Consider the following 19,186-nt stretch of genomic DNA (forward strand, 5'->3'; position numbering starts at 1 on the left):
GTCCGAGCCTCAGTTCTCCGCCGTCTGTGCCGCTGCCTCGCGGTCCTTCTCACTGCCGGTCTTCCAGGCGTTCTCGAACGCGACCGCGAGCGGTCCGCCGGGAACCGCCGTCTCGAATCCCTGGCGAGCGTCGCGTGGGACGAAGTAGCCCACCGCGGTGCTGTCCTCGACCGCGGCCCACACCGAGTCGGCGGTGCCTCCGATCCCGACGAACCTCTCGCCACCGGCCACGGCGGCCACCGTGCGCTCCGCCATCCCCACACCCTTGAGCACAGCGCTGCCCGCTCCCAGTGACACGACACCGGCCGCGTCCTCGGCGAACGTCCGCGCGGGCACGTCCGCCCCGCCGAGCGCAGCCACACCATGGGTCGCCAGCGCACCCGCCGCGAGACCGCCGGACACGGCACCCAGGACGGCGCCGGCCGGGACACCGACACCGGTCGCGTCCAGGGCCAGGCCGACGATACCGATCGTCGTGCTGACCGTGGACAGCACGTCCCCGATGGCGGAGATGGCGTTGGCGTGCTCGTGGACCCAGTCCGCCACCTCGTTGGCGAGCATCTTGTGGGCTTCGACGAGCTGCTTGAAGCCTTCCGCGATGCTGTCGAAGAAGCCCGGTTTGTCAGGGGCTTCCTCGGCGGCCCTGCGCAGCAGTCGTGCGATCTCCTCGCCCTGCGCGTCGTGCTGCTCCCGCAGCCGTGCGGCGTCCTGGATGATGCGGTCCAGGTCGGCCTGCGCGCGGTCAAGCTGCTGCGTGGCGGCGTCCAGACGTTGCTGTGCCTCGGCCAGCTCGGCCCCGTTGTCGAAGCTCTGCCCGGCCAGCTGCAGATCCGTATTGGCCTGCGCGGTGCGCACCTGCTGACGCGCCTGCTCCGCCCGGGCCTCGTAGTCGCGCGCGGTCCGCTGCATCGTCGACAGCTGGTGCTGCCAGTCGACCAGCGCCTCCTGGGCCTGCTGGAAGCTGTCCGTCGCTGTGGACAGCATGCGCGGCAGTTCCTTCACCTTCGCGGAGAAGGCGTCTGCGGCCGCCCCCGTCCAGCTGCCGCTGCCGTTGACGATCCCGGCCAGGACATCCTGCGCCGCGTTGAGTCTTCCGTACGCGTCGTTGATGTCGTCCGCGAGCGCCTGCACGGCGCCGGGTGTGCCCGGCGCCGGGTCGAAGCCAATCGCGGGGTACGCGGCGTCAGGTATGGCGAACATACCGTTTCCCCCTGAGTCATTCGCTTGTGGCCAAAATGGCCAAAATCCGGACAGGACTACTGGGCTACTGGGTTGGCTCGGGCGGGCTTCGAGGACTCAGCCGAACGGCGAGGCCTCGCCGCTCCCCCCGCTCGGTGCCGGCACGCCCGAGGGCGCCAGCGCCTTCGCCACGGCCTGATCGGTCGCACCGTAGGCCTGGGCGGTTGCCTCAAGACCGTCCCGGACCGCAGCGGTGAGCTTGGCCATCTGCTTGATGCCGTACTGCCACGACTCGCGGAAGTCGCCGCATGCGCTCCGCACGGCCTCGTGACCCATGCCCTCGACGGATGCCGGCCCAGTGTCACTACGGTGACCCTGAATGCTACCGATCACTGGGGCGGACAAGTATCTGAGGGCTCCCCCGGGATCCCGAGGGAAATGCGGCCGCGTGTCTCACATGTGCGCCGAGCCTTTTACTGAGTGTTTCGCCCTGGGGTGTGTATTGGTTGCGGGTTAGATGCCGCACCACTTGGGGGTGACTTCGTGGGTGAGGCGGCGGGCCATGAGGTCGATCATCGCGAGGTGGACCATGGCTTCGGAGCGATGTGGGTGCCGCTCGCCGCGGGCATCGATCCAGCCCCGCGCCGTACCGGACCAACGACCACTGCGAGCGAGTGATCGGCAGCATCCGGCGCGAAGCCATCGACCACGCCCTGATCTCCTGAACGAAGCCCGCGCCCAGCACGTCTTGACTGCCTACGAGCGGCACTACAACGACCACCGCCCGCACCGGGCCCGCACCGGGCCCGCAACCAACGATCAGCGTCCCATCACTGTTTACGAAGGCCGCAGGCTCCTACACACCCGCATCCTCGGCGGTGTCATCAAGGAGTACCGATACGCAGCCTGAACCGCAGCGACGACTTCCCGAGTCCCACAGGGACGACGACCGCCGAGACCAGCGCGCCCGGCGTGGCCGTGGGCCGGCTCCGCGGTGCGGCGGGACTCTGACGGCGACGATGTGCGGTACCTGCCGGACACGGCACACAATTCGCTTTGCTGCGGGCTGCGTTGACGAAATGGCGCTCAGGCGTCCGACACGGTGGCGGTGACCGAGGTGCCCGCCTCTACGGTGCGGCTCACCGTGCACAGGCGGTCGTGCGAACTCTTCACGGCCCGCGGCAGGATCGCGCGGGCCCGGTCCCCTTCCGGGCCGTCGGGAAAGGTGACGTGGAAGGTGACGGAGAGGTCCGCCATCCGGTTGCCGCCATCGTCCTCGACCTTGTCCCCGGACGCCGTGACGACGAACCCGTCCGGCTCGGTGTGCCGCGTCGTGGCGACCTCCACGTCGACGGCGGTGCAGCCACCGAGCGCGGCGAGGAAGAGCTCGACGGGGGTGAAGTCCGTGCCCTCGCCGGTGCCGAAGGTCAGGGTGCCCCCACGGACGTTGGTCGCGCTGAACCGGCCCGGGCCGGAACGTTCGATGGACACGCTGCGCAGCGCGTTGTCAGTCGTCATGGCGCCGACAGTAGTCCCCCGGCAGGCGGGCCGCCGCCCGCTCCGCACCGGTGCAGGCGTCAGGTGCGGTGCGGAGCGTCGCAGAACAGGGGGTCGAGCGGAACGCCCTCGTCATCAACGACGAGGCAGCTGTCCGCGACCGGTTCCCGGGGGAGGTCCAAGAGAAGCCGGTTCAGAACTTCCGCCTGGCTGGGGAGCGCGATCGGGTCGAGGCCGAGCGCCCGGGCCGCGCGGTCCTGTCGCCGATCGAGGTCGGGCATGTCGTCCAAGTACTCACCGTTGAGCGCCCACAGCTCTTCGGTGCTGCGTCCAGGAGCGTCCCGCCACCACGGGACCACGAGGCACAGCCTCACCAGCTCCGGCAGCCCGAGGGCGATGAGTCCTGCCTCCCCGTCGAGGCTGATGTACACGACGGGTCGTTCCTCCCCGCCCTCGCCGACGAAACAGAACGCGTCACCCGAGCCGGCCCGCGCAAACTGCTCCAGCCGCGCCCCGGACGCGAGCCGGACACCTTCCTCGAGGTCATGAGCCGTCGGATCCGTCGCGTCGAGATCCGCGACTCCCGCGAAGAAGGCGACGGCCTCACTGTCGGCGCTCAACAGAGGCAACAGGTCCCCGGGCTGAGGCTGAGCGGGCACGTCACGATCGGGCGCGGGATCCACTCCGTTCACCCGCCCACCGTGACCGGGGCACTGGATGCCCCCTCGACCGTCCCGGCCGCCCCCACCCGCGGACGTCACGGTGGACAACACGTCGCTCACGTCACTTGCCGATCCCGGCCGTCAGCCCGCTGAGCAGCTGCCGGCGGCCGAACGCGTACAGGATCAGGATCGGCAGGGTGGTGAGGATGACCGCGGCGAGGATCGCGGGGACGTTGACCTGGAACTGGCCCTGGAGGGTCCACACGGCGAGCGGCAGGGTCCGCTGGGACGGGCTCTGGGTGAGGATCAGCGGCAGCAGGAATCCGTTCCAGATCGTCAACGCGTTGTAGATGGTCACGGTGATGAGGGCGGGGCGGGTGAGCGGCGCCGCGAGGCGCCACAGCGTGGACCACTCGGTGGCTCCGTCGACCCGCATCGAGTCGAAGAGTTCCTCGGGCACGTCGCGGATGAAGTTGGACAGCACCAGCACGGAGAGCGGGATGGCGAAGGCGATGGAGGGGAGGATGAGTGCCAAAAGGCTGTCGTAGAGGTGCAGCTTGATGATGATCAGGTAGATCGGGATGATCGTGGCCTGGAGCGGGATGGCGAGGCCCATGAGGAAGAGGCCGTTCACCATCCGCAGGAACCGCATCCGCCAGCCGCGCACGATCGCGTAGGCGGCCATGAAGGAGAACGTGATCGCCGGCACCACCGCTCCGACGGCGACCACGACGCTGTTGAGGAAGTAGTGGAGGAAGTCGGATTCGATGACCAACCGGTAGTTGTCGAAGGTGGAGTCGCCCGACGGCAGCAGCGCGTTGCCGCTGTAGTAGGTGCTCTGGTCCTTGAGGCTGGTGATCAGGGTCCAGTACAGGGGGATGATGACGACGACGAGCCAGCACCATCCGGCCAGGCCGCCCGCCCAGTTGCGCCGCTGGGCGGTCGCCCGGGTGCGGCCGCGTCGGCGCTCGCGGTGGTCGTCCTTCCGCGGTTGTGCCTTGGTCAGTGTGGCGGTCATGTCAGGCCCCCTCGAGCTGGCTCTCACTGGCGTCCCGGCCGCCGAGCCGGCGCAGCAGCAGGGCGAGGACGAGGCCGAGCAGGACGAGGATGACCGCGATGGCGCTGGCCGGGCCCATCAGGTTGGCCTGGAATCCCCGCTTGTACATGTCGAGCGCGAGGACGCGGGTGGCGTCCCCGGGCCCGCCCTCGGTCAGGACGTAGATCAGGTCGAAGAAGGTCAGCGAGCCGACCACCATCAGTGTCGACGAGGTGATGATGGTGTATTTCAGCTGGGGCAGCGTGATGCTGAAGAACTGCCGGATGCGTCCCGCGCCGTCCAACTGGGCCGCCTCGTAGAGGGACTTGGGGATCTGCTGCACCCCGCCCTGGTAGATCAGCGAGTGGAACGGGACGAACTGCCAGGAGACGATGAAGACGACGACGCCGAACGCGAGCCCCGGCCGGCCCAGCCAGTCCTTGCTGAGCCATTCGATCCCCAGGCCCGCGCCCAGTCCGAAGGTGGGGTTCAGCAGTGCCTTGTACGCGACGGCGATCGCGGCGGAGCTGAGCAGCAGCGGGACGAAGTACACCACGCCGAGGACCGCGCGGTAGCGCTGGCGTCCCGCCATGAACGTGCCGAGCAGAATGCTCACCGGGGTCTGGAACGCCCAGGAGGCGATCATGACCCCGAAGGTCACCAACACCGCATGCGGAAGGCCCGGGTTGGAGAGCACCGACCGCCAACTGGTGAGGCCCGAGGGGTGGATGGCGCCGATTCCGTCCCAGGTGGTGAAGGACAGTACGAAGACACCGACGAGCGGGACGACGGCGAACCCGACGAAGACCACGAGCGCCGGCACGGTCAGCCACGGCAGGACGCTGCGCTGACCGCGACGGGCCGGGCGGGCGGTGAGCGAGGTCATTTCCCGATGACCTCGTTGAGGTTGGCGGCGAACTGCCGCGGCGAGATGGACAGTTGGAACAGCTTGACGATGTTGTCGAGCAGCGTCTCGGCCGCCGTCGGGCTGAGCGCCTGGTCCCAGGACTGGCTGAACGACTTGGCCTTGGTGGCGATGTCGTAGGTGAACTGCAGGAAGTCGGAGTCCTTGGAGGCGGCGAGCAGCTTCTCCGTGCCCAGCTTGACCGGGACGCCGCCGCCGTCGATCCACGCCTTCACCTCGGCGTCCTGCAGCATGCCCTTGGCGAAGAACTCCTCGGCGATCTTCTTCTCCTTGGCGCCGGCCTTCGAGGAGATGGACAGGTACTCGCCGGGGTTGCCGACGGTGTTGCTCGGATCGCCCTTTCCGCCCTTGACCGGCGGGAAGTTCATGTAGCCCAGGCCGCCGCTGGAGACGAAGTCACCGCCGTCGTTCTTCTGGATTCCGTACGACCAGGAGCCGTGCAGCATCATCGCGGCCTTGCCGGTGTACAGGAGGGCCTGGTCGGCGTTGGAGTCCGCGGTGATCGACGAGAAGCCCTTGATGAAGCCCTTGGCTTTGACCAGGTCCTGCACCATGCCGAGCGCCTCGATGGCCGCGGGGTTGGACCAGGCATTCTTCTCGCCGTCGAAGATGGCCTGGAACACCTCCGGGCCGCCGATGCGGTCGAAGAGGAACTCCAGCCACATCATGTTCGTCCACCGGGACTGCCCGCCGAGGGAGAACGGCGCGATGCCCTCGGCGTTGAACTTGGGCACGAGCGCCATGATGTCGTCCCACGACTGCGGCGGCTTCACACCGACCTTGTCGAAGACCTTTTTGTTGTAGTAGAGGAAGATGGGCTGCACGCGCTCGACGGGCATCGCGTAGATCTTGCCCTTCACGGTCGCCGCGGGGAACGCCGTGGGGAAGATCTTCTCCTTGACCTCGGGGTGCTTGTCGAGCCACGGCGTCAGATCCTCGACCTGGCCCGCCTCCACGTAGCTGCGCAGCGTCCCGCCGCCCCAGCTCTTGATGATGGTGGGCGCCTTCCCGGCACCGATCGCGGTCTTGATCTTCGTCTTGAACGCGTCGTTCTGGAACGAGGTGCCTGCGATCTGGCTCTTGGGATGGGCCTTGTTGAAGGCCTTCACCGCATCGGCCCTGACGCCCTCGTCGGGCTGTCCGCTCAGGTACCAGTACGTGGCTCCCGCCTTGCCGTTCGCACCGTCCTTGGTCGGCCCTGACGATCCGCAGGCCGTGAGCGCCGCGGAGAGCGGGACGGCGGCGGCGACGCCGAGGACGCTCCGTCTTGAGACGGGACGCCGTGAGTTGGGGATTTCCATGTCTGTTCTCCGCACTCGAGAGCCACCGGCCACTCATGAGCCGCTGTGAAAACTTTTCGAAATCCAGCTGACTTTCAGCTCTGTGACTGCAAATTAGGTAGCAGCCACGGGGCTGTCAAGGCATGCGCAACAACGTTGTGAGCCAAGGGACTTCCGCATAACGTCAGACGAGCAGGACTCTCATGGAACCGCAGCAGACTTCGAAAATGTTTCGAGATGCCGCGGACAAAAACACAGGAGGATGCGGATGTCCACGGCTGATTCACATGCGACGACGGGGCAGACCGCGCAGCGCTGGCAGGACCCGGCGCTGCCCGCCTCCGAGCGGGTCGACGCGCTGCTCGCCGAGATGACGGTGGCGGAGAAGGTCGCACAGCTCGGCAGCCGCTGGCTCGGCAACTTCATGGGACATGACGCGGGCGACGACGGCGACGGCGACGTGACCGACAGCAACGACCGTGAGGGCGAACGGCCTCAAGTTGCGCCCCTGGAGGACCTGTTCAAGGATGCGGGGCACGTGTCCCTCGAGGAGGCGGCGCGCGACGGACTCGGCCACCTCACGCGCGTATACGGAAGCCGTCCCGTGAGCGCGGAGGAGGGCGCGGCGCTCCTGGTCGCGCAGCAGCACACCGTCGTCAAGGGCTGCCGGCTCGGCATCCCGGCCCTGGCCCACGAGGAGTGCCTCACCGGGTTCAACACGTACGGCGCCACCGTCTATCCCGCGCCGCTCGCCTGGGCGGCGGCCTTCGACCCCGACCTGGTGCGCCGCATCGGCGGGGCGATCGGGCGGGACCTGCGGGCGCTCGGCGTGCACCAGGGACTCGCACCGGTCCTGGACGTGGTGCGGGACTACCGGTGGGGCCGGGTCGAGGAGACCATGGGCGAGGACCCCTATCTGGTGTCGATGCTCGGCGCCGCGTACGTCGGCGGGGTGGAGGGCGCGGGTGTCGTCGCCACCCTGAAGCACTTCGCCGGATACTCGGCGGCCCGCGGCGCCCGCAACCACGGCCCCGTACCGATGGGCCGCCGCGAGCTGCTGGATGTCATCCTGCCGCCGTTCGAGACCGCGATCGCGGTGGGCGGCGCCCGCTCCGTGATGAACTCCTACTCCGACATCGACGGCGTACCGGCCGGCGCCGACCCGTGGCTGCTGACCCAACTGCTGCGCGAGGACTGGGGGTTCACCGGCACGGTCGTCTCCGACTACGGGTCACTCGCGTTCCTCGCCGGCCTGCACGGCGTCGCGGCCGACCTCGACGAGGCGGGCGTCATGGCACTCGGCGCGGGCATCGACGTGGAGCTGCCGGACACCCTCACCTTCGGCCGGCACCTGGAGGAACGGGTTGCGCGGGGCGAACTCGAGGAGTCCCTGCTCGACCGGGCGGTGCGCCGACTGCTCACCCAGAAGGTCGAGTTGGGCCTTCTCGACGCCGACTGGACGCCCGAGGGCTCGGTCGCCGCCGCGGAGAGAGACCTGAACTCACCGGAAAACCGAGAGTTGGCACGGGAGTTGGCCGAGCGGTCCGTCGTCCTCCTCGACGCGGGCAGCGCGCTTCCGCTCGTCGACGCGGACGCGGGGCGCGCGGCGCCGGGCCGGGTCGCCGTGGTGGGACCGTGCGCGGCCGACTCGCGTACGTTGATGGGCTGTTACGCCTTCCCGAACCACGTCCTGCCTCGCCACCCCGACCTGCCGCTCGGCATCTCGGCACCGACGGTCGTGGAGGCGCTGCGCGCCGAACTCCCGGACGCCGAGGTCGTCTTCGAGCCGGGCTGCGACGTGCGCGAGCAAGACCGGTCCGGCTTCGCCGCGGCGGCGGCCGCGGCCCGCGAGGCGGAGCTGTGCATCGCGGTGGTGGGCGACCGCGCGGGCCTGTTCGGCAACGGCACGTCGGGCGAGGGCTGCGACGTCGAGGACCTGCAACTGCCGGGCGTACAGGCCGAGTTGCTCGCGGAACTGTTCGCCACCGGGACTCCCGTGGTCGTGGTCGTCCTGTCCGGCCGCCCCTACGCCCTGGGCGAGGTGCATCCGCGGGCGGCCGGCCTCGTGCAGGCCTTCATGCCGGGGCAGGAGGGGGCGGCGGCGATCGCGGGTGTGCTGTCCGGACGCGTCCAGCCGGCGGGCCGGCTGCCGGTGCAGATTCCGCGCCGCCCGGGCGGCCAGCCCGGCACTTACTTGCAACCGCCGCTGGGCGCGCACACGCAGGGCATCAGCAGCGTCGACCCGACGCCGCTGTTCCCCTTCGGGTACGGGGCGTCGTACACCACCTTCGAGATCGGCGACCTGCGCGTGAGCGCGCACGAGGTCCCCACCGACGGCGAGTTCACGGTGTCGACGCGGGTGCGCAACACCGGTGCCAGGCCGGGACGCGAGGTCGTCCAGCTGTACCTGCGCGACCCCGTCGCCCAAGTCAGCCGCCCCGTACGGCAGTTGACCGGCTTCGCACAGGTGGATCTGGCCCCCGGGGCGAGCGCACGGGTGAGCTTCCGGGTGCACGCCGACCGGACCGCGTTCACGGGCCGCGATCTCACCCGGATCGTCGAGCCGGGCGCGATCGAGGTGCAGGTCGGCGCCTCGTCACAGGAGCTGCCCTGCCTGGCTGTCGTACGATTGACGGGCCCCACCCGGGAGGTCGGCCACGACCGGCGCCTCACCACGCCGGTGGATGTGACCCTGGAAGAGGCCGATGCCACCGCACGCTAGACGCACCACCCTGGCCACCATCGCCCGCGAGGCGGGGGTCTCCGTCGCGACCGTGTCGAAAGTGGTCAACGACCGCAGTGACGTGGCGCCGGGGACCCGCGCCCGGGTGCTGGAGCTGCTGCACGAACACGACTACCTGGCCCCCGTGTTCCGGCACACCGAGACCGCCGAGAACCCGACGATCGAGGTGCAGTTCAACAACGACCTGAAGACGTACTCGGCGGAGGCACTGGAAGGCATCATCGACGCCGCCGCCGAACTGGGCGCCTCGGTCGTGATCAGCAAGTCGGCGCCCGCCCCGCACTGGGCGCGAGACCTGGTATCGGCCGGACGGCGCGCGCTGATCGCGGTCACCAGCATGTACACGGCCGCGCACGTCAAGGAGCTGACCAGGGCCGGCCTTCCGCTGGTCGTCCTCGACCCGCTGCACCTGCCGCACAACCGGGTCCACAGCGTCGGGGCGACGAACTTCGCCGGCGGCCTGGCCGCGACCGAGCATCTGCTCCACCTCGGCCACCGCCGCGTCGGCTATCTCGGCGGGCCGGCCATGGCCGTGTGCAACCAGGCCCGCATGCACGGCTACCGCGCCGCTCTGGAGGCGGCGGAGGCCCCGACGCCCGCCGCGTACGTCCGGCACGGCGAGTTCACCCACCGCACCGGCCTGCTCGGCGCCGCCGCGCTCCTCGACCTGGACGAACCACCGACGGCGTTCTTCGCGGGCAACGACGAGATCGCCCTCGGCATCATCGAGGCCGCCCGCTCCCGCGGCCTGCGCGTCCCCGAGGACCTGAGCGTGGTGGGCTTCGACGACACACTCCTGGCCCGGATGGTGTCACCGCCCCTGACCACCGTGCGCCAGCCACTGCGCGAGATGGGCGGCATCGCGCTGCGCACCGCGCTGCGCCTGGCGAACGGCGAGCGCGTCGAGTCCCACCACATCGAACTCGCCACGGAACTCGTCGTCCGGTCGTCCACGGGGCCACCGCGCTGACCGTGTGCGTGCCGAGAACCCCATCCGCGCAGGCCACTCAAGCCGTCATCGTGCCCTGGCAGCCCGGCATGATGAACGACCGTACTGCTTCGGTTGACCTGTCTGACCGTGGCCAACGCCTTCGCCACGCTGCGGCTACTCCCGGCGAGCGACCGCGACAAGAACCTCGAGATCCTCGCCCTGCGCCACCAGATCACCGTCCTGCAACGGCAACTCGGTCCGCAACGGCCTCAGTTCGCACCAGCAGACCGAGTCTTCCTCGCCACACGCCTCCGCCCTCCTCCGCCACGTGGATCACGCACATGGACCTGGCGGTCGAGATGCCGCACGGCTGAACAAGCTGGTTACAGGCCCTCTTCCCAAATCGCTTTGTAGGCCCGACGCTGCTCTCCTCGGCTTACAGGACGGGGAAGGTGGTTCGCGCATGGGACTGGGCGCAGGGTTCGAGGCGAGCGTCCCCAAGACGGAGGGACCGCGGAGGCCGTCGCCCTGGAAACGGCTCAGTCTGCGCAAGGAGCCGGAGCCTGCGCCCCTGCCGGAGCCCGCATCTGTCGTACCTCAGGATGAACGGGACGCACCAGCACAGCAGTTGTCCGATGTGACCCACTGGCTGTGCGCCGCCGCCTATGCGCGCTATGACCACGTAGGCGACATCGCCGATGGCTATAGGAAGTACGCACCCGCGCTCCCCTCTCTGCTGTGGCTGACTCTGCGGCCCGGCAAGCGTCGTGAACGCAAGCGGCGACGGAACGAGCGCCGGGCCCTGCTGCGTACTCTCCGGCCGGTCGACGATCAATGGCGGGTGCCTCTGGGGCACGACTACGCTCGGTGGGTACGACGGCGCATAGCGCGGCCCCGGCCCGTGCCGTCCCAAGGGTTCCATCTGACCCCGGTCGTCCAGGCCTGCGCCACCTCCGAACTGTTGACCCATCTACGGCGGCTCCTGCTGCTGGCCCTCCCCGTCGGAGTGGGTGCGGCCCTCGCCCTGCAGGGAGCGCCGGTGGCCGCGACCGTATTGGCGGCCGTATTCGCCGCTTGGGTCGTCTGCTACATGGACCGGATGTTCGGCTACGTCCGCACACGAACCCGGCACTGGGAGAAGAGCCGCCCGCTCCGCCACCGATGGTGGGTCTCTCCTCGGCGCAGCGGTCGCCTCCGGGCCGAACCCGACCTCCGCAACGGGCTCGTCGTCCCGTACGCGCTGCGACTTCGGGACGGGCAGGAGCCCGTTCATCACTTCATCGGCGCCGGGCCTGTCGCCGGGGACTCCTCCATCGGCATCGACGTGGCGCCCTCGCTGTCCGCCGACGAGCTCGAGCACGAGACCGAGGAGGAACGACTGGTTCGCCAGGCGTTCCGCAGTGTGGCCGACCTGACCGGGACCGACCCCCATGGTGGGAAGGGGGTGGTCCCCTTCACTCCGGACGAGCTCCACAGCTACGTGAGCGAGCAACTGAAGTCCCCGTTCCAGCCGAAGCCGCGCTTCCATCCGGACAACCGTCTCGATGTCTTCGATGTCGCCGCCATATCGGCGGAGCGGTGGCCCCGCATAGACAAAACGAAGTGGCAGGCCCTGCTCGCCCTGGCCCAGAAGGGGGCCGACGATGCCGGGGCCACAACGGAGACCAAGAAGGCGCGCCGGTTCCTGTGTGTACGCATCCGGTCCTGGGACGGCGAGCTCGTCGCGTCCCTCTATGTGGCCTTCGCCTACGAACACCACTTTCTGCGGGTCGTCATCCGCCCGCAAGTACTCTTCCCCGTCCATCCCACCCTGCGTAAGGCGGGCCGTGCCGTCGAACACGGAGGCTGGGTCTGGCACTGGCGCACCGCCGTCAACGCCCTGTGCGACATCCCGTATCTGGCGCACCGGGCGATCACCCCGCTGCGGAGCCGAGGACCGGAAGTCGACCCGGGCAAAGGCCCGGTGAGCCTGAGGGAGATCTACTCGTCCCGGTTCCTGGACGACATGCTCCTGTACGACGACGCGGCCCGGTACATCGACTGGATGCAGCGCCGAGTCCTGTTCGCCGTGCACGCATTCCTCAAGGATCACAACGTCGACCTGGGCGGCTTCGTCAAGCAGGTCACTTACGTGCTGGAGAACAGCGGCATCGTCAATTCCGGAGAGATGACCAACGTCGCCTTCCAGCCGAACGCCCGGAACGCCACCGCTACCAACACCCATACGAACGTCACGACGACACCCCCGACGCCCACACCGTCCTCGACCAAGGGAGACACGGACCAATGAAGCAGAACAAAGGCAGTGAAGCTGGCTTCTCAGGGATGGTGAACTACGGCTCGATGACCAACGTCGCCCACCAGGCAGGTGCGGAGCATGCGACCGCGGTCAACACCAACATCAGTTCCGCCGGCTCTCCGACGCAGGAGCAGTGGGGCGCCGTGATAGCGGGAATCCGGGCTGGGCTGACCGAACATCGCGACAGCATCCCCGAGTACGACGCGGCCGTGCACGAACTGGACGAGGCCGCTGCCACGGATCTCTCCGACGAAGAGGGGCGCGAGGAGGCCCGCACCTCCCTGCGCCGTATCGCAAGGCGCTGTGCGGATATCACCGCTGTCATGACCCTCATTGATACAGGGCTACAGATACTGAAGAACGCGATCGGCTGACTACGGGCGCACCGCACGCTCCCCCTGGGCTCAGGCGCCGACGCGCCGCAGCAGGTCGGCACAATGAGCGTTTTTCAACCTCACGCTGGTACGTGGTGCAGGACCAGGACGGCTTTCACGACGTCGGTGAAGCAGTTCGTGCTGCAGCGAAGCCTCCAAAGGAGACGCCAGTCCTTGAGGGTGGCCATGACCTGCTCACCGACGGGTCGAATCTTGGCGTGGGTGGTGTTGTGGCGGCGCTTCCATCGCTTGAGGCGGCGGCCTCGGAATGGGATCCGGACGGACTTCGGCCACCTCGTGGGAGTGCCTGCCCCAAGTGGCGGGCCTACGCGATGCGTTCGAGACCTACGACGTAGCGCAGAACGCGGATCTCACTTTCTGGAACCTGACCGATCCGCTACTCCTGCAGGCCCTACGCACCGCGAAGTGCGCGGTCTTCGAACTCCCGTTGGACGACCTGTCGAACAGCCGCCGCGAGGCCAAGGTGACGGGCGTGTGGATGGCCTTCATCGGGTCGAACGCCCAACCGCCACAATTCTCCGTACAGTTGGAGCACACCGGTGACGCCCGGGTCCGCCTGGCGGACGCTCCCGCCACCGTCCTTGCGGTGACACAACCGTCCCGGCTGGCACCTCAGCAAGCGGTCACCACTCCCGGACAGGAAGTGTTGGGCGGCGGCGCCACGGACTGCTTCTGGGGCCGTAGCCCGACCGCACGGTGGCGGATGGTGCTGGAGGCAGAGGTTGAGCAGCGAGCCGGGATCGATTTATCGGAGTTGTTGTCAGCAGTCGGGCTCGCGATCGCATTCAAATCGATCGACGGGAAATAGGAGCCGATCGGAGCTGGCGAAAATGCTGAAGCGATGACCGAAGGCGCTGGCGGGCCCGTACGGTCCCGTTCCGAGGCCGCCGCCTCAAGCGATGCAAGCGCCGCCACAACACCATCCACACCAAGATCCGACCCGTCGGTGAGCAGGCCATGGCCCCCTCAAGGACTGGCGTCTCCTTCGGAGGCTTCGCTGCAGCACGAACTGCTTCACCGACGTCGTGAAAGCCGGTCCTGCACCACGCATCAGCGTGAGGTTGAAAGAGGCTCAGTGCATGATCGTCAACGCAGCCGCTAACTCTCTCGCGTGTCGCGCAGTACGGTGCCCGCACTGATAGACGACTCTCGGGAGGCCTCATGCAGGCGTTCCAGGTGAAATGGTTCGGCGGTCGGGGCCCTGCTCCCAGCGCTTCTTTTGCCCGGCCCGGCGGTCCGCGGATCTTGCCCGACAGCTCGTACGTAAGTCATGCGGGTGCCGTCGTCTACATCTTCCTGGAGTCGCTGCGGCCCTACGAGCTCATCGAGGTGTCGACGCCGCACTACGTCACTGTCACCGCGAACACCGGGCCGCCGGTACAACCGACGACACCGCTCCAGTCGATCGTGTACGTGGGGCTCAACCACGCCTGGCCGTACGAGATCACCTGGAGCGAGCTGCTGATGTCCGCCGTGCTCGACGACGGCGACGTCATCCACGTGGACATCGAGCAGGGTGCCGTACCCGCGTCGGTCGTGGAGTTCACGATCATGAGCGACCTGTGGTGGTGGAAGGAGATCAACGTCCCCGACGGATCCGGCTCGTCGTGGAACATCCACACCGGCGCCCCACCGGGCGGCGGCCGCCAGTTCAGCGACACCATCGGCCTGTGGGCCGGCCAGGTCCACAACGGCCAATGGCTCACGTTCCGCAAGGCGAAGACGCTGGCGCTGCTCAGCGACACCTACCTGCTCCGAGGGCTTGAACGCCTTCCGGCGGGCTCGCGCACCACCTTCACCTGGCTGAAGGACTAGGGGGCCTCATGCCCGGCTGGTACGTACACACTGAGACCGCACGGATGGCCGCCGACCGGCTCCGGGCCGGAGACGTCCCGACCGGCTGGCCGCTGACCACCGGCGAGGCACAGGAACTGGGCGAACTCGCGTACATGTGGCGCAACTACCTGGCGCTCGGCTCCCTCGGCCCCGATCTCTTCTACCTGCTGCCGGACTTCTCGGGCCGCCCCGGTGCCCTGATCCGGGAGGTCGTCCACACGTCTCTAGATGTATGGCAGTTCATCGACGACCACTTCCTCAGCATCTGGGAGAAGTGGATCGAACCGATCGGCGCCAACGACGCCGACCTGGCCGGCCAGTTGTCGGGCGGGCTCACCAACGAGCTTGGAGAGGCCCTCGACCTGCTCGGCACCAGCCTCCTCGACTTCGGCCTGACCCTGCTCACCCGGTTCGGGGACATCTTCGGCATCCTGGGCAGCGGAGTCCCCAAGTCCTACAACAATTCGGCCTTCTACTGGTCGGACATGTTCCACTACCGCAGCACGTACCAGTTCCCGTGGGAGCTGTACCGCACCGCCCGCGCCCACCGTGACGCACCGGACGGAGACACCGACGAGGAACGCGAGAACAACCGCAAGAGCGCCGAGGCCCGGATGGTCTTCGCCCTCGGCTGGATCTCGCACTGCGCGACCGACGTCACCGGGCACGCCTGGACCAACGCCAAGACGGGCGGCCCCTACCGGCTGCACTGGCAGCGCCACCACCTGGTCGAGAACCACATGGACTCGCACAACTACAACGGCCAGCAGATGGGTTCACCGTTCTACGCCGAGTACGGGACCGGTGCCCTGCACTTCAGGATCGCGTTCCGCGGCGGCGCCGAGCCCGGGTACGTGGGACGTGAGGACCAGCCCGCGTACGACTACTTCAACGGCTTCCCCGCGTACGACCTGTCGCGCACCGCAGTCGGCCAGCTGAGTCGGCATCAGTTCTTCGACCTCGACACCCAGCCGCTGCCCGGCCATCTCTGCGATGCGCTGATCGAAGCGATGGACACGGTGTACGGCGCCGACGGGCCCCGGATCCTGGAGACGGACCCGGCGTTCGGCCAGAACGGTTCGGGGCGCCCCAACGAAGCGGCGCTGCAGGACATGTGGCAGCTTGCCTACCGGTATCTGAAGCTGGCGGGCTCCGACGGGCTCGCCCCGAGCATGCCCGCCCCACCGACCTTGATGAACGAGCATCCGTTCCCGGTGCCGCCCGGGTTCGACTCCGTGAACGACGACCCGGCGCGCGGGGTGGACCTCGACGACGACGACTTCAATGTGCTCGACGTGATCCTGGCTCTGTTCGCGTGGATCCTGTACGTCGGTCAGATCATCACATGGCTCGTCACAGTGCTGCCGAGTCTGATCGCCGACGTGACGACCTTCCCCGCACGTGACGCCGTGTACAACTACGTCCTGGTCCCCGCGTGGAACCTCTACATGGTCGCGCGCCGGCTCCTCGTCTACGAGGGCTTCCTCATGCCCAAGCCGGAAGAGATCGACAAGGGTCTGGTCACCCTGGGGCTCCCCTCCCTCATGACGGACGCCTCCCTGGCGGCGAGCCTGGACACCCCGAGCGGTTTCGCCGCTCGGGTTCCCGGCTCCCCCGAACCATCGGGCCGTCGCAGCAGCACGGACGCGTTCAGCGCGGACCCGGCGTATCCGCGGCAGATCGTGCACGACCGTCAGTCACGGATGGGCCTGTTGCACCTGCTCTTCCCGAACGCGACGTACCTCAGCTGGGTCGCCCCCGGTACCCCGCCGGACCCCTCGGGGCCGAGCGCCTGGATCGCTCCGTGGCGGTATCCGCTGCGCAACGAGGCCCAGCTGCGCGTCGGCTGGGAAGGCGAACTCGCCCACCCCGGGCCGCATCTGATCGGAGAGGACACCTCGATCCTGTTCGCGCCTGTGCCCTCCAGCGCGGCGGCCATCGCCGACTTCGAGGCGGCGGGCACACCGGAGGACACCGCCAAGGCATGCGGCCTCCACCTGCCGCACGGCGAGCACCTCGGCGGCCCCGTCGACTACACGGTCCACCTGATCGGCGCTCTGGCGGCCGCCAGGCGAGAACCCGTGTGCCCCATACCGGACTTCAACCTGGACGCCGACCGCGGCTACGCCTCACGGTGCTGGGACTGGCTGCGCACCGACCCGTCACGCCACCCCGGATTCAACTGCAGGCCGGAGCTGAACAACCCCGTGCCCGACCCGTCGGTCAACGACCGATTCACCTTCCCGCAGGCCTGCACCGTGCCGGAGCTCTACGACGCCGCCAAGTACCCGACGTCCACCCCTGCCGCGTACGACCCCAGGCTCAACCTCTCGACCCACTACCTCGACGTCCGGGCCCCCGCTCCCGGCCCGTGCGACGACGGAGAGAAGGGGCGGCGACGGGTCACACAGGAAGAGATCGACCAGGCCGGAGGAACCCCGGAAGGCGGCCCCTGAGATGCCCGACGCTCCCGACACCCCCGAGGCACGGCGGGAACGCGCCCGCGCCGCCGCGGCCCGCCCGCCGCACCCCGTCCTCACCCCCGAGCAGGACCGTCAGGCGCGCGGCGGCAGCGACCGACGCGCGGTCGGCGCCCGGCCCTATCCGCCGCCGTTCACAGCGACACCCGGCTGGCGGCCCAACGAAGGGCCGTACAACCGGCTGCGCGGCCAGGTCAACGAGATCGGCGGCAACCGGCCCGCCAACCGTAAGACCGGGCTCTTCCCCTGCCTGCTGCTCCGCGGCACCGTGCCGGGAGACCGGGCCGCCCGCCCGCTGTGGCCGCCGACCCCGTGCTGGGAGAGCCCGGACATCATGCTGATGGACGCGCGGGTGCAGGGCCCCTTCGACCGGACCCAGATGGTTCTGCAGCCCCGGGCCCACACCACGTACCGGGTGTTCGTCCATGTGTGGAACCTGGGCCGGTTCCCCGCCTACGGCGTCGCGGTGCGTGCCTGGTGGGCCGCGCCCGGCTTCTTCGACGGCAGGGCCAACCTCATCGGCGGCACCTGGATCGACATGCTCGACGACCGGACGCAGCCGGGCTGCCACCGGATCGTCGAGATGGAGCAGACGTGGACCGTCGTGCCCAACTACGCGGCCCACGAATGCCTGTTGGCGAGCGCCCACTGCGCGGGCGATCCCTGGTCGAACACTCTGGACCCCAACAACGACCGGCACGTCGCCCAGCACAACCTCACCATCCTCGTCGGCGGGGAGGACCTGGGGCCGCTCCTCGACCAGCTCACCGGAGCGGTCCCGGACCGTGCCCGGCTCCGTGTCTTCGTGGGCGACGAACGACGCGAGCCCCTCATCACAACAGAACGCGGACCGAGCCTGCGCGAACTGCTCGCCGAACGGATCGGCGAGCAGAATCTGACCGCAACGAATGTGACACGTGTGCTGGGCGACGGCTGGCAGACCGCGCTCCGCTTCGTCGCCGACGAGCGCGATGCGCTACGCGGGGGCTACACGATCGTCGCTGCGGGCCGGGTGCCCCGGCCGGCCTAGAACGGCCAGCAGACTGACGGCAGTCTCGCTCGGATGATCGGTGCTGGCTGCGGGCATGAAGACAGGGCTTCTTGGTAGCTCGGGGTTGCGAAGCCAACCGAGATCCAGGAGATCCTGTTACCGCAGTTCTACGCGCTTGCACCGATGGAGTTCGCAAAGGTTGAGCACTGTCATCGAACCTTGAGCGCCTGTCGGCAAGGGCGTGGAAGGGACATGTCCGAGTACACCTCGACGGTGCCGGACAGCAGCCGAGTCTTCCGCGGCCGCCCCGACGGGGGCCTGGAACCCCACGGTGTCGGTGAGCGAGTTGCCGTCCGTAAGGCCCGGCTCATCCTGCCTGTGGGGCTCGCAAATTCATCGCCGCAGGTGGAACGGTAGAGCGGCCCCCGCTGGTGCCATGTTCGCCGTGATCCTCTCGATGCTGTACAAGGTAGCCCGCAAACTGCTGTCCGCACCCGCGGTGCTGCGCCGCGACACCTCGAAGGACGCCGAGTTGCGTGTCCTCCGCCACGAGGATGCGGTCCTACGACGTCAGATCTCCAGTCCGGTCCACTACGAACCGTCGACCGGTTCTGGCTGACCGCACTCTCCAGCCCGATACCCCGGCGCCGCCGGCGCGAAGTCTTCGCGGTCACACCCGGTACCCTGCCGGCCTGGCACGGCAGGTTCATTGCCGCGACGTGGGACTACAGCGCCCGACACGGCCGCACCGGACGCCCGCCCACCAGAACATCGCTCAAAAAGCTGATCCTGCAGCCCGCTCAAGAGAACGCGAGGTGGGACACCCGCGGATCCAGGGCGAACCGGCCCGACTCGGGCACCCCATCACAGCCTCCACAGTACGGGAGACCCTCCACGCGGCGGGCACCGATCCAGCCCCGCGCCGTCCCGGG

16 protein-coding genes and 3 pseudogenes are annotated in these 19,186 nt (G+C 68.7%); 10 read left to right on the top strand and 9 right to left on the bottom strand.

The features are described from left to right. Positions 1–9: 9 nt before the first annotated feature. From ACOKM3_RS07240 to ACOKM3_RS07275, 8 genes and pseudogenes are all read right to left on the bottom strand, one after another. Positions 10–1,200, bottom strand: a complete 1,191-nt coding sequence (locus ACOKM3_RS07240) for a putative T7SS-secreted protein (protein ID WP_426898104.1) — start codon at positions 1,198–1,200, stop codon at positions 10–12. A gap of 96 nt (positions 1,201–1,296) precedes the next feature. After that, positions 1,297–1,515 carry a hypothetical protein gene (locus ACOKM3_RS07245; RefSeq protein WP_426898106.1) on the bottom strand — a complete coding sequence of 73 codons (219 nt, stop codon included), beginning with the start codon at positions 1,513–1,515 and terminating at the stop codon, positions 1,297–1,299. Positions 1,516–1,692: 177 nt separating this feature from the next. Beyond that, a pseudogene (locus ACOKM3_RS07250) lies at positions 1,693–1,797 on the bottom strand (IS5 family transposase); the annotation flags it as partial. Between the two features lie 468 nt (positions 1,798–2,265). Beyond that, positions 2,266–2,697, bottom strand: coding sequence for an OsmC family protein (locus tag ACOKM3_RS07255; protein WP_426898108.1), 432 nt, complete (start codon positions 2,695–2,697; stop codon positions 2,266–2,268). A 59-nt stretch (positions 2,698–2,756) separates the two neighbouring features. After that, on the bottom strand, positions 2,757–3,296 hold the full coding sequence (locus tag ACOKM3_RS07260) for a hypothetical protein (protein WP_426898110.1): 540 nt from the start codon (positions 3,294–3,296) through the stop codon (positions 2,757–2,759). 163 nt (positions 3,297–3,459) lie between these two features. Further along, on the bottom strand, positions 3,460–4,356 hold the full coding sequence (locus ACOKM3_RS07265) for a carbohydrate ABC transporter permease (RefSeq protein ID WP_426898112.1): 897 nt from the start codon (positions 4,354–4,356) through the stop codon (positions 3,460–3,462). A 1-nt stretch (position 4,357) separates the two neighbouring features. Further along, a complete protein-coding gene (locus ACOKM3_RS07270) occupies positions 4,358–5,260 on the bottom strand; it encodes a carbohydrate ABC transporter permease (RefSeq protein WP_426898114.1) in 903 nt (300 codons plus the stop codon). Beyond that, a complete protein-coding gene (locus ACOKM3_RS07275; RefSeq protein ID WP_426898116.1) occupies positions 5,257–6,600 on the bottom strand; it encodes an extracellular solute-binding protein in 1,344 nt (447 codons plus the stop codon). The genes ACOKM3_RS07270 and ACOKM3_RS07275 overlap by 4 nt, the downstream gene beginning before the upstream one ends. Positions 6,601–6,847: 247 nt before the next feature. Between ACOKM3_RS07275 and ACOKM3_RS07280 the strand changes: the two genes are divergently transcribed. The 4 genes from ACOKM3_RS07280 to ACOKM3_RS07295 all read left to right on the top strand — a co-directional run bounded on the left by ACOKM3_RS07280 (position 6,848) and on the right by ACOKM3_RS07295 (position 12,926). Continuing rightward, on the top strand, positions 6,848–9,301 hold the full coding sequence (locus ACOKM3_RS07280) for a glycoside hydrolase family 3 N-terminal domain-containing protein (protein ID WP_426898118.1): 2,454 nt from the start codon (positions 6,848–6,850) through the stop codon (positions 9,299–9,301). Further along, positions 9,285–10,292, top strand: a complete 1,008-nt coding sequence (locus tag ACOKM3_RS07285; protein WP_426898120.1) for a LacI family DNA-binding transcriptional regulator — start codon at positions 9,285–9,287, stop codon at positions 10,290–10,292. Before ACOKM3_RS07280 ends, ACOKM3_RS07285 begins: the two co-directional genes overlap by 17 nt. Positions 10,293–11,154: 862 nt before the next feature. Then, a complete protein-coding gene (locus ACOKM3_RS07290) occupies positions 11,155–12,543 on the top strand; it encodes a hypothetical protein (RefSeq protein ID WP_426898122.1) in 1,389 nt (462 codons plus the stop codon). Next, positions 12,540–12,926: a hypothetical protein gene (locus tag ACOKM3_RS07295; protein WP_426898124.1), complete on the top strand. Its 387-nt coding sequence runs from the start codon at positions 12,540–12,542 to the stop codon at positions 12,924–12,926. Before ACOKM3_RS07290 ends, ACOKM3_RS07295 begins: the two co-directional genes overlap by 4 nt. 80 nt (positions 12,927–13,006) lie before the next feature. On the opposite strand, the pseudogene ACOKM3_RS07300 reads toward ACOKM3_RS07295, so the two are convergent. Next, positions 13,007–13,210 (bottom strand): annotated as a pseudogene (locus ACOKM3_RS07300) (IS5/IS1182 family transposase); the annotation flags it as partial. 32 nt (positions 13,211–13,242) lie between these two features. Between ACOKM3_RS07300 and ACOKM3_RS07305 the strand changes: the two are divergent. The 6 genes and pseudogenes from ACOKM3_RS07305 to ACOKM3_RS07330 all read left to right on the top strand — a co-directional run bounded on the left by ACOKM3_RS07305 (position 13,243) and on the right by ACOKM3_RS07330 (position 18,873). After that, complete coding sequence (locus tag ACOKM3_RS07305; protein WP_426898126.1) at positions 13,243–13,755, top strand: hypothetical protein; 513 nt, start codon at positions 13,243–13,245, stop codon at positions 13,753–13,755. 62 nt (positions 13,756–13,817) lie between these two features. Then, positions 13,818–13,981 (top strand): annotated as a pseudogene (locus tag ACOKM3_RS07310) (IS5/IS1182 family transposase); the annotation flags it as partial. A 211-nt stretch (positions 13,982–14,192) separates the two neighbouring features. Further along, positions 14,193–14,762, top strand: coding sequence for a hypothetical protein (locus tag ACOKM3_RS07315; protein WP_426898128.1), 570 nt, complete (start codon positions 14,193–14,195; stop codon positions 14,760–14,762). Between the two features lie 8 nt (positions 14,763–14,770). Further along, the gene (locus ACOKM3_RS07320) at positions 14,771–17,239 is read left to right on the top strand and encodes a zinc dependent phospholipase C family protein (RefSeq protein WP_426898130.1); all 2,469 of its coding nucleotides are present in this window, start codon (positions 14,771–14,773) and stop codon (positions 17,237–17,239) included. Between the two features lies 1 nt (position 17,240). Then, positions 17,241–18,293, top strand: coding sequence for a hypothetical protein (locus ACOKM3_RS07325; RefSeq protein WP_426898132.1), 1,053 nt, complete (start codon positions 17,241–17,243; stop codon positions 18,291–18,293). Positions 18,294–18,690: 397 nt separating this feature from the next. Continuing rightward, positions 18,691–18,873, top strand: coding sequence for a hypothetical protein (locus ACOKM3_RS07330; protein ID WP_426898133.1), 183 nt, complete (start codon positions 18,691–18,693; stop codon positions 18,871–18,873). Positions 18,874–19,186 lie beyond the last annotated feature (313 nt).

The sequence above is a fragment of the Streptomyces nidicola genome, from assembly GCF_050106155.1.
GTDB lineage: Bacteria > Actinomycetota > Actinomycetes > Streptomycetales > Streptomycetaceae > Streptomyces.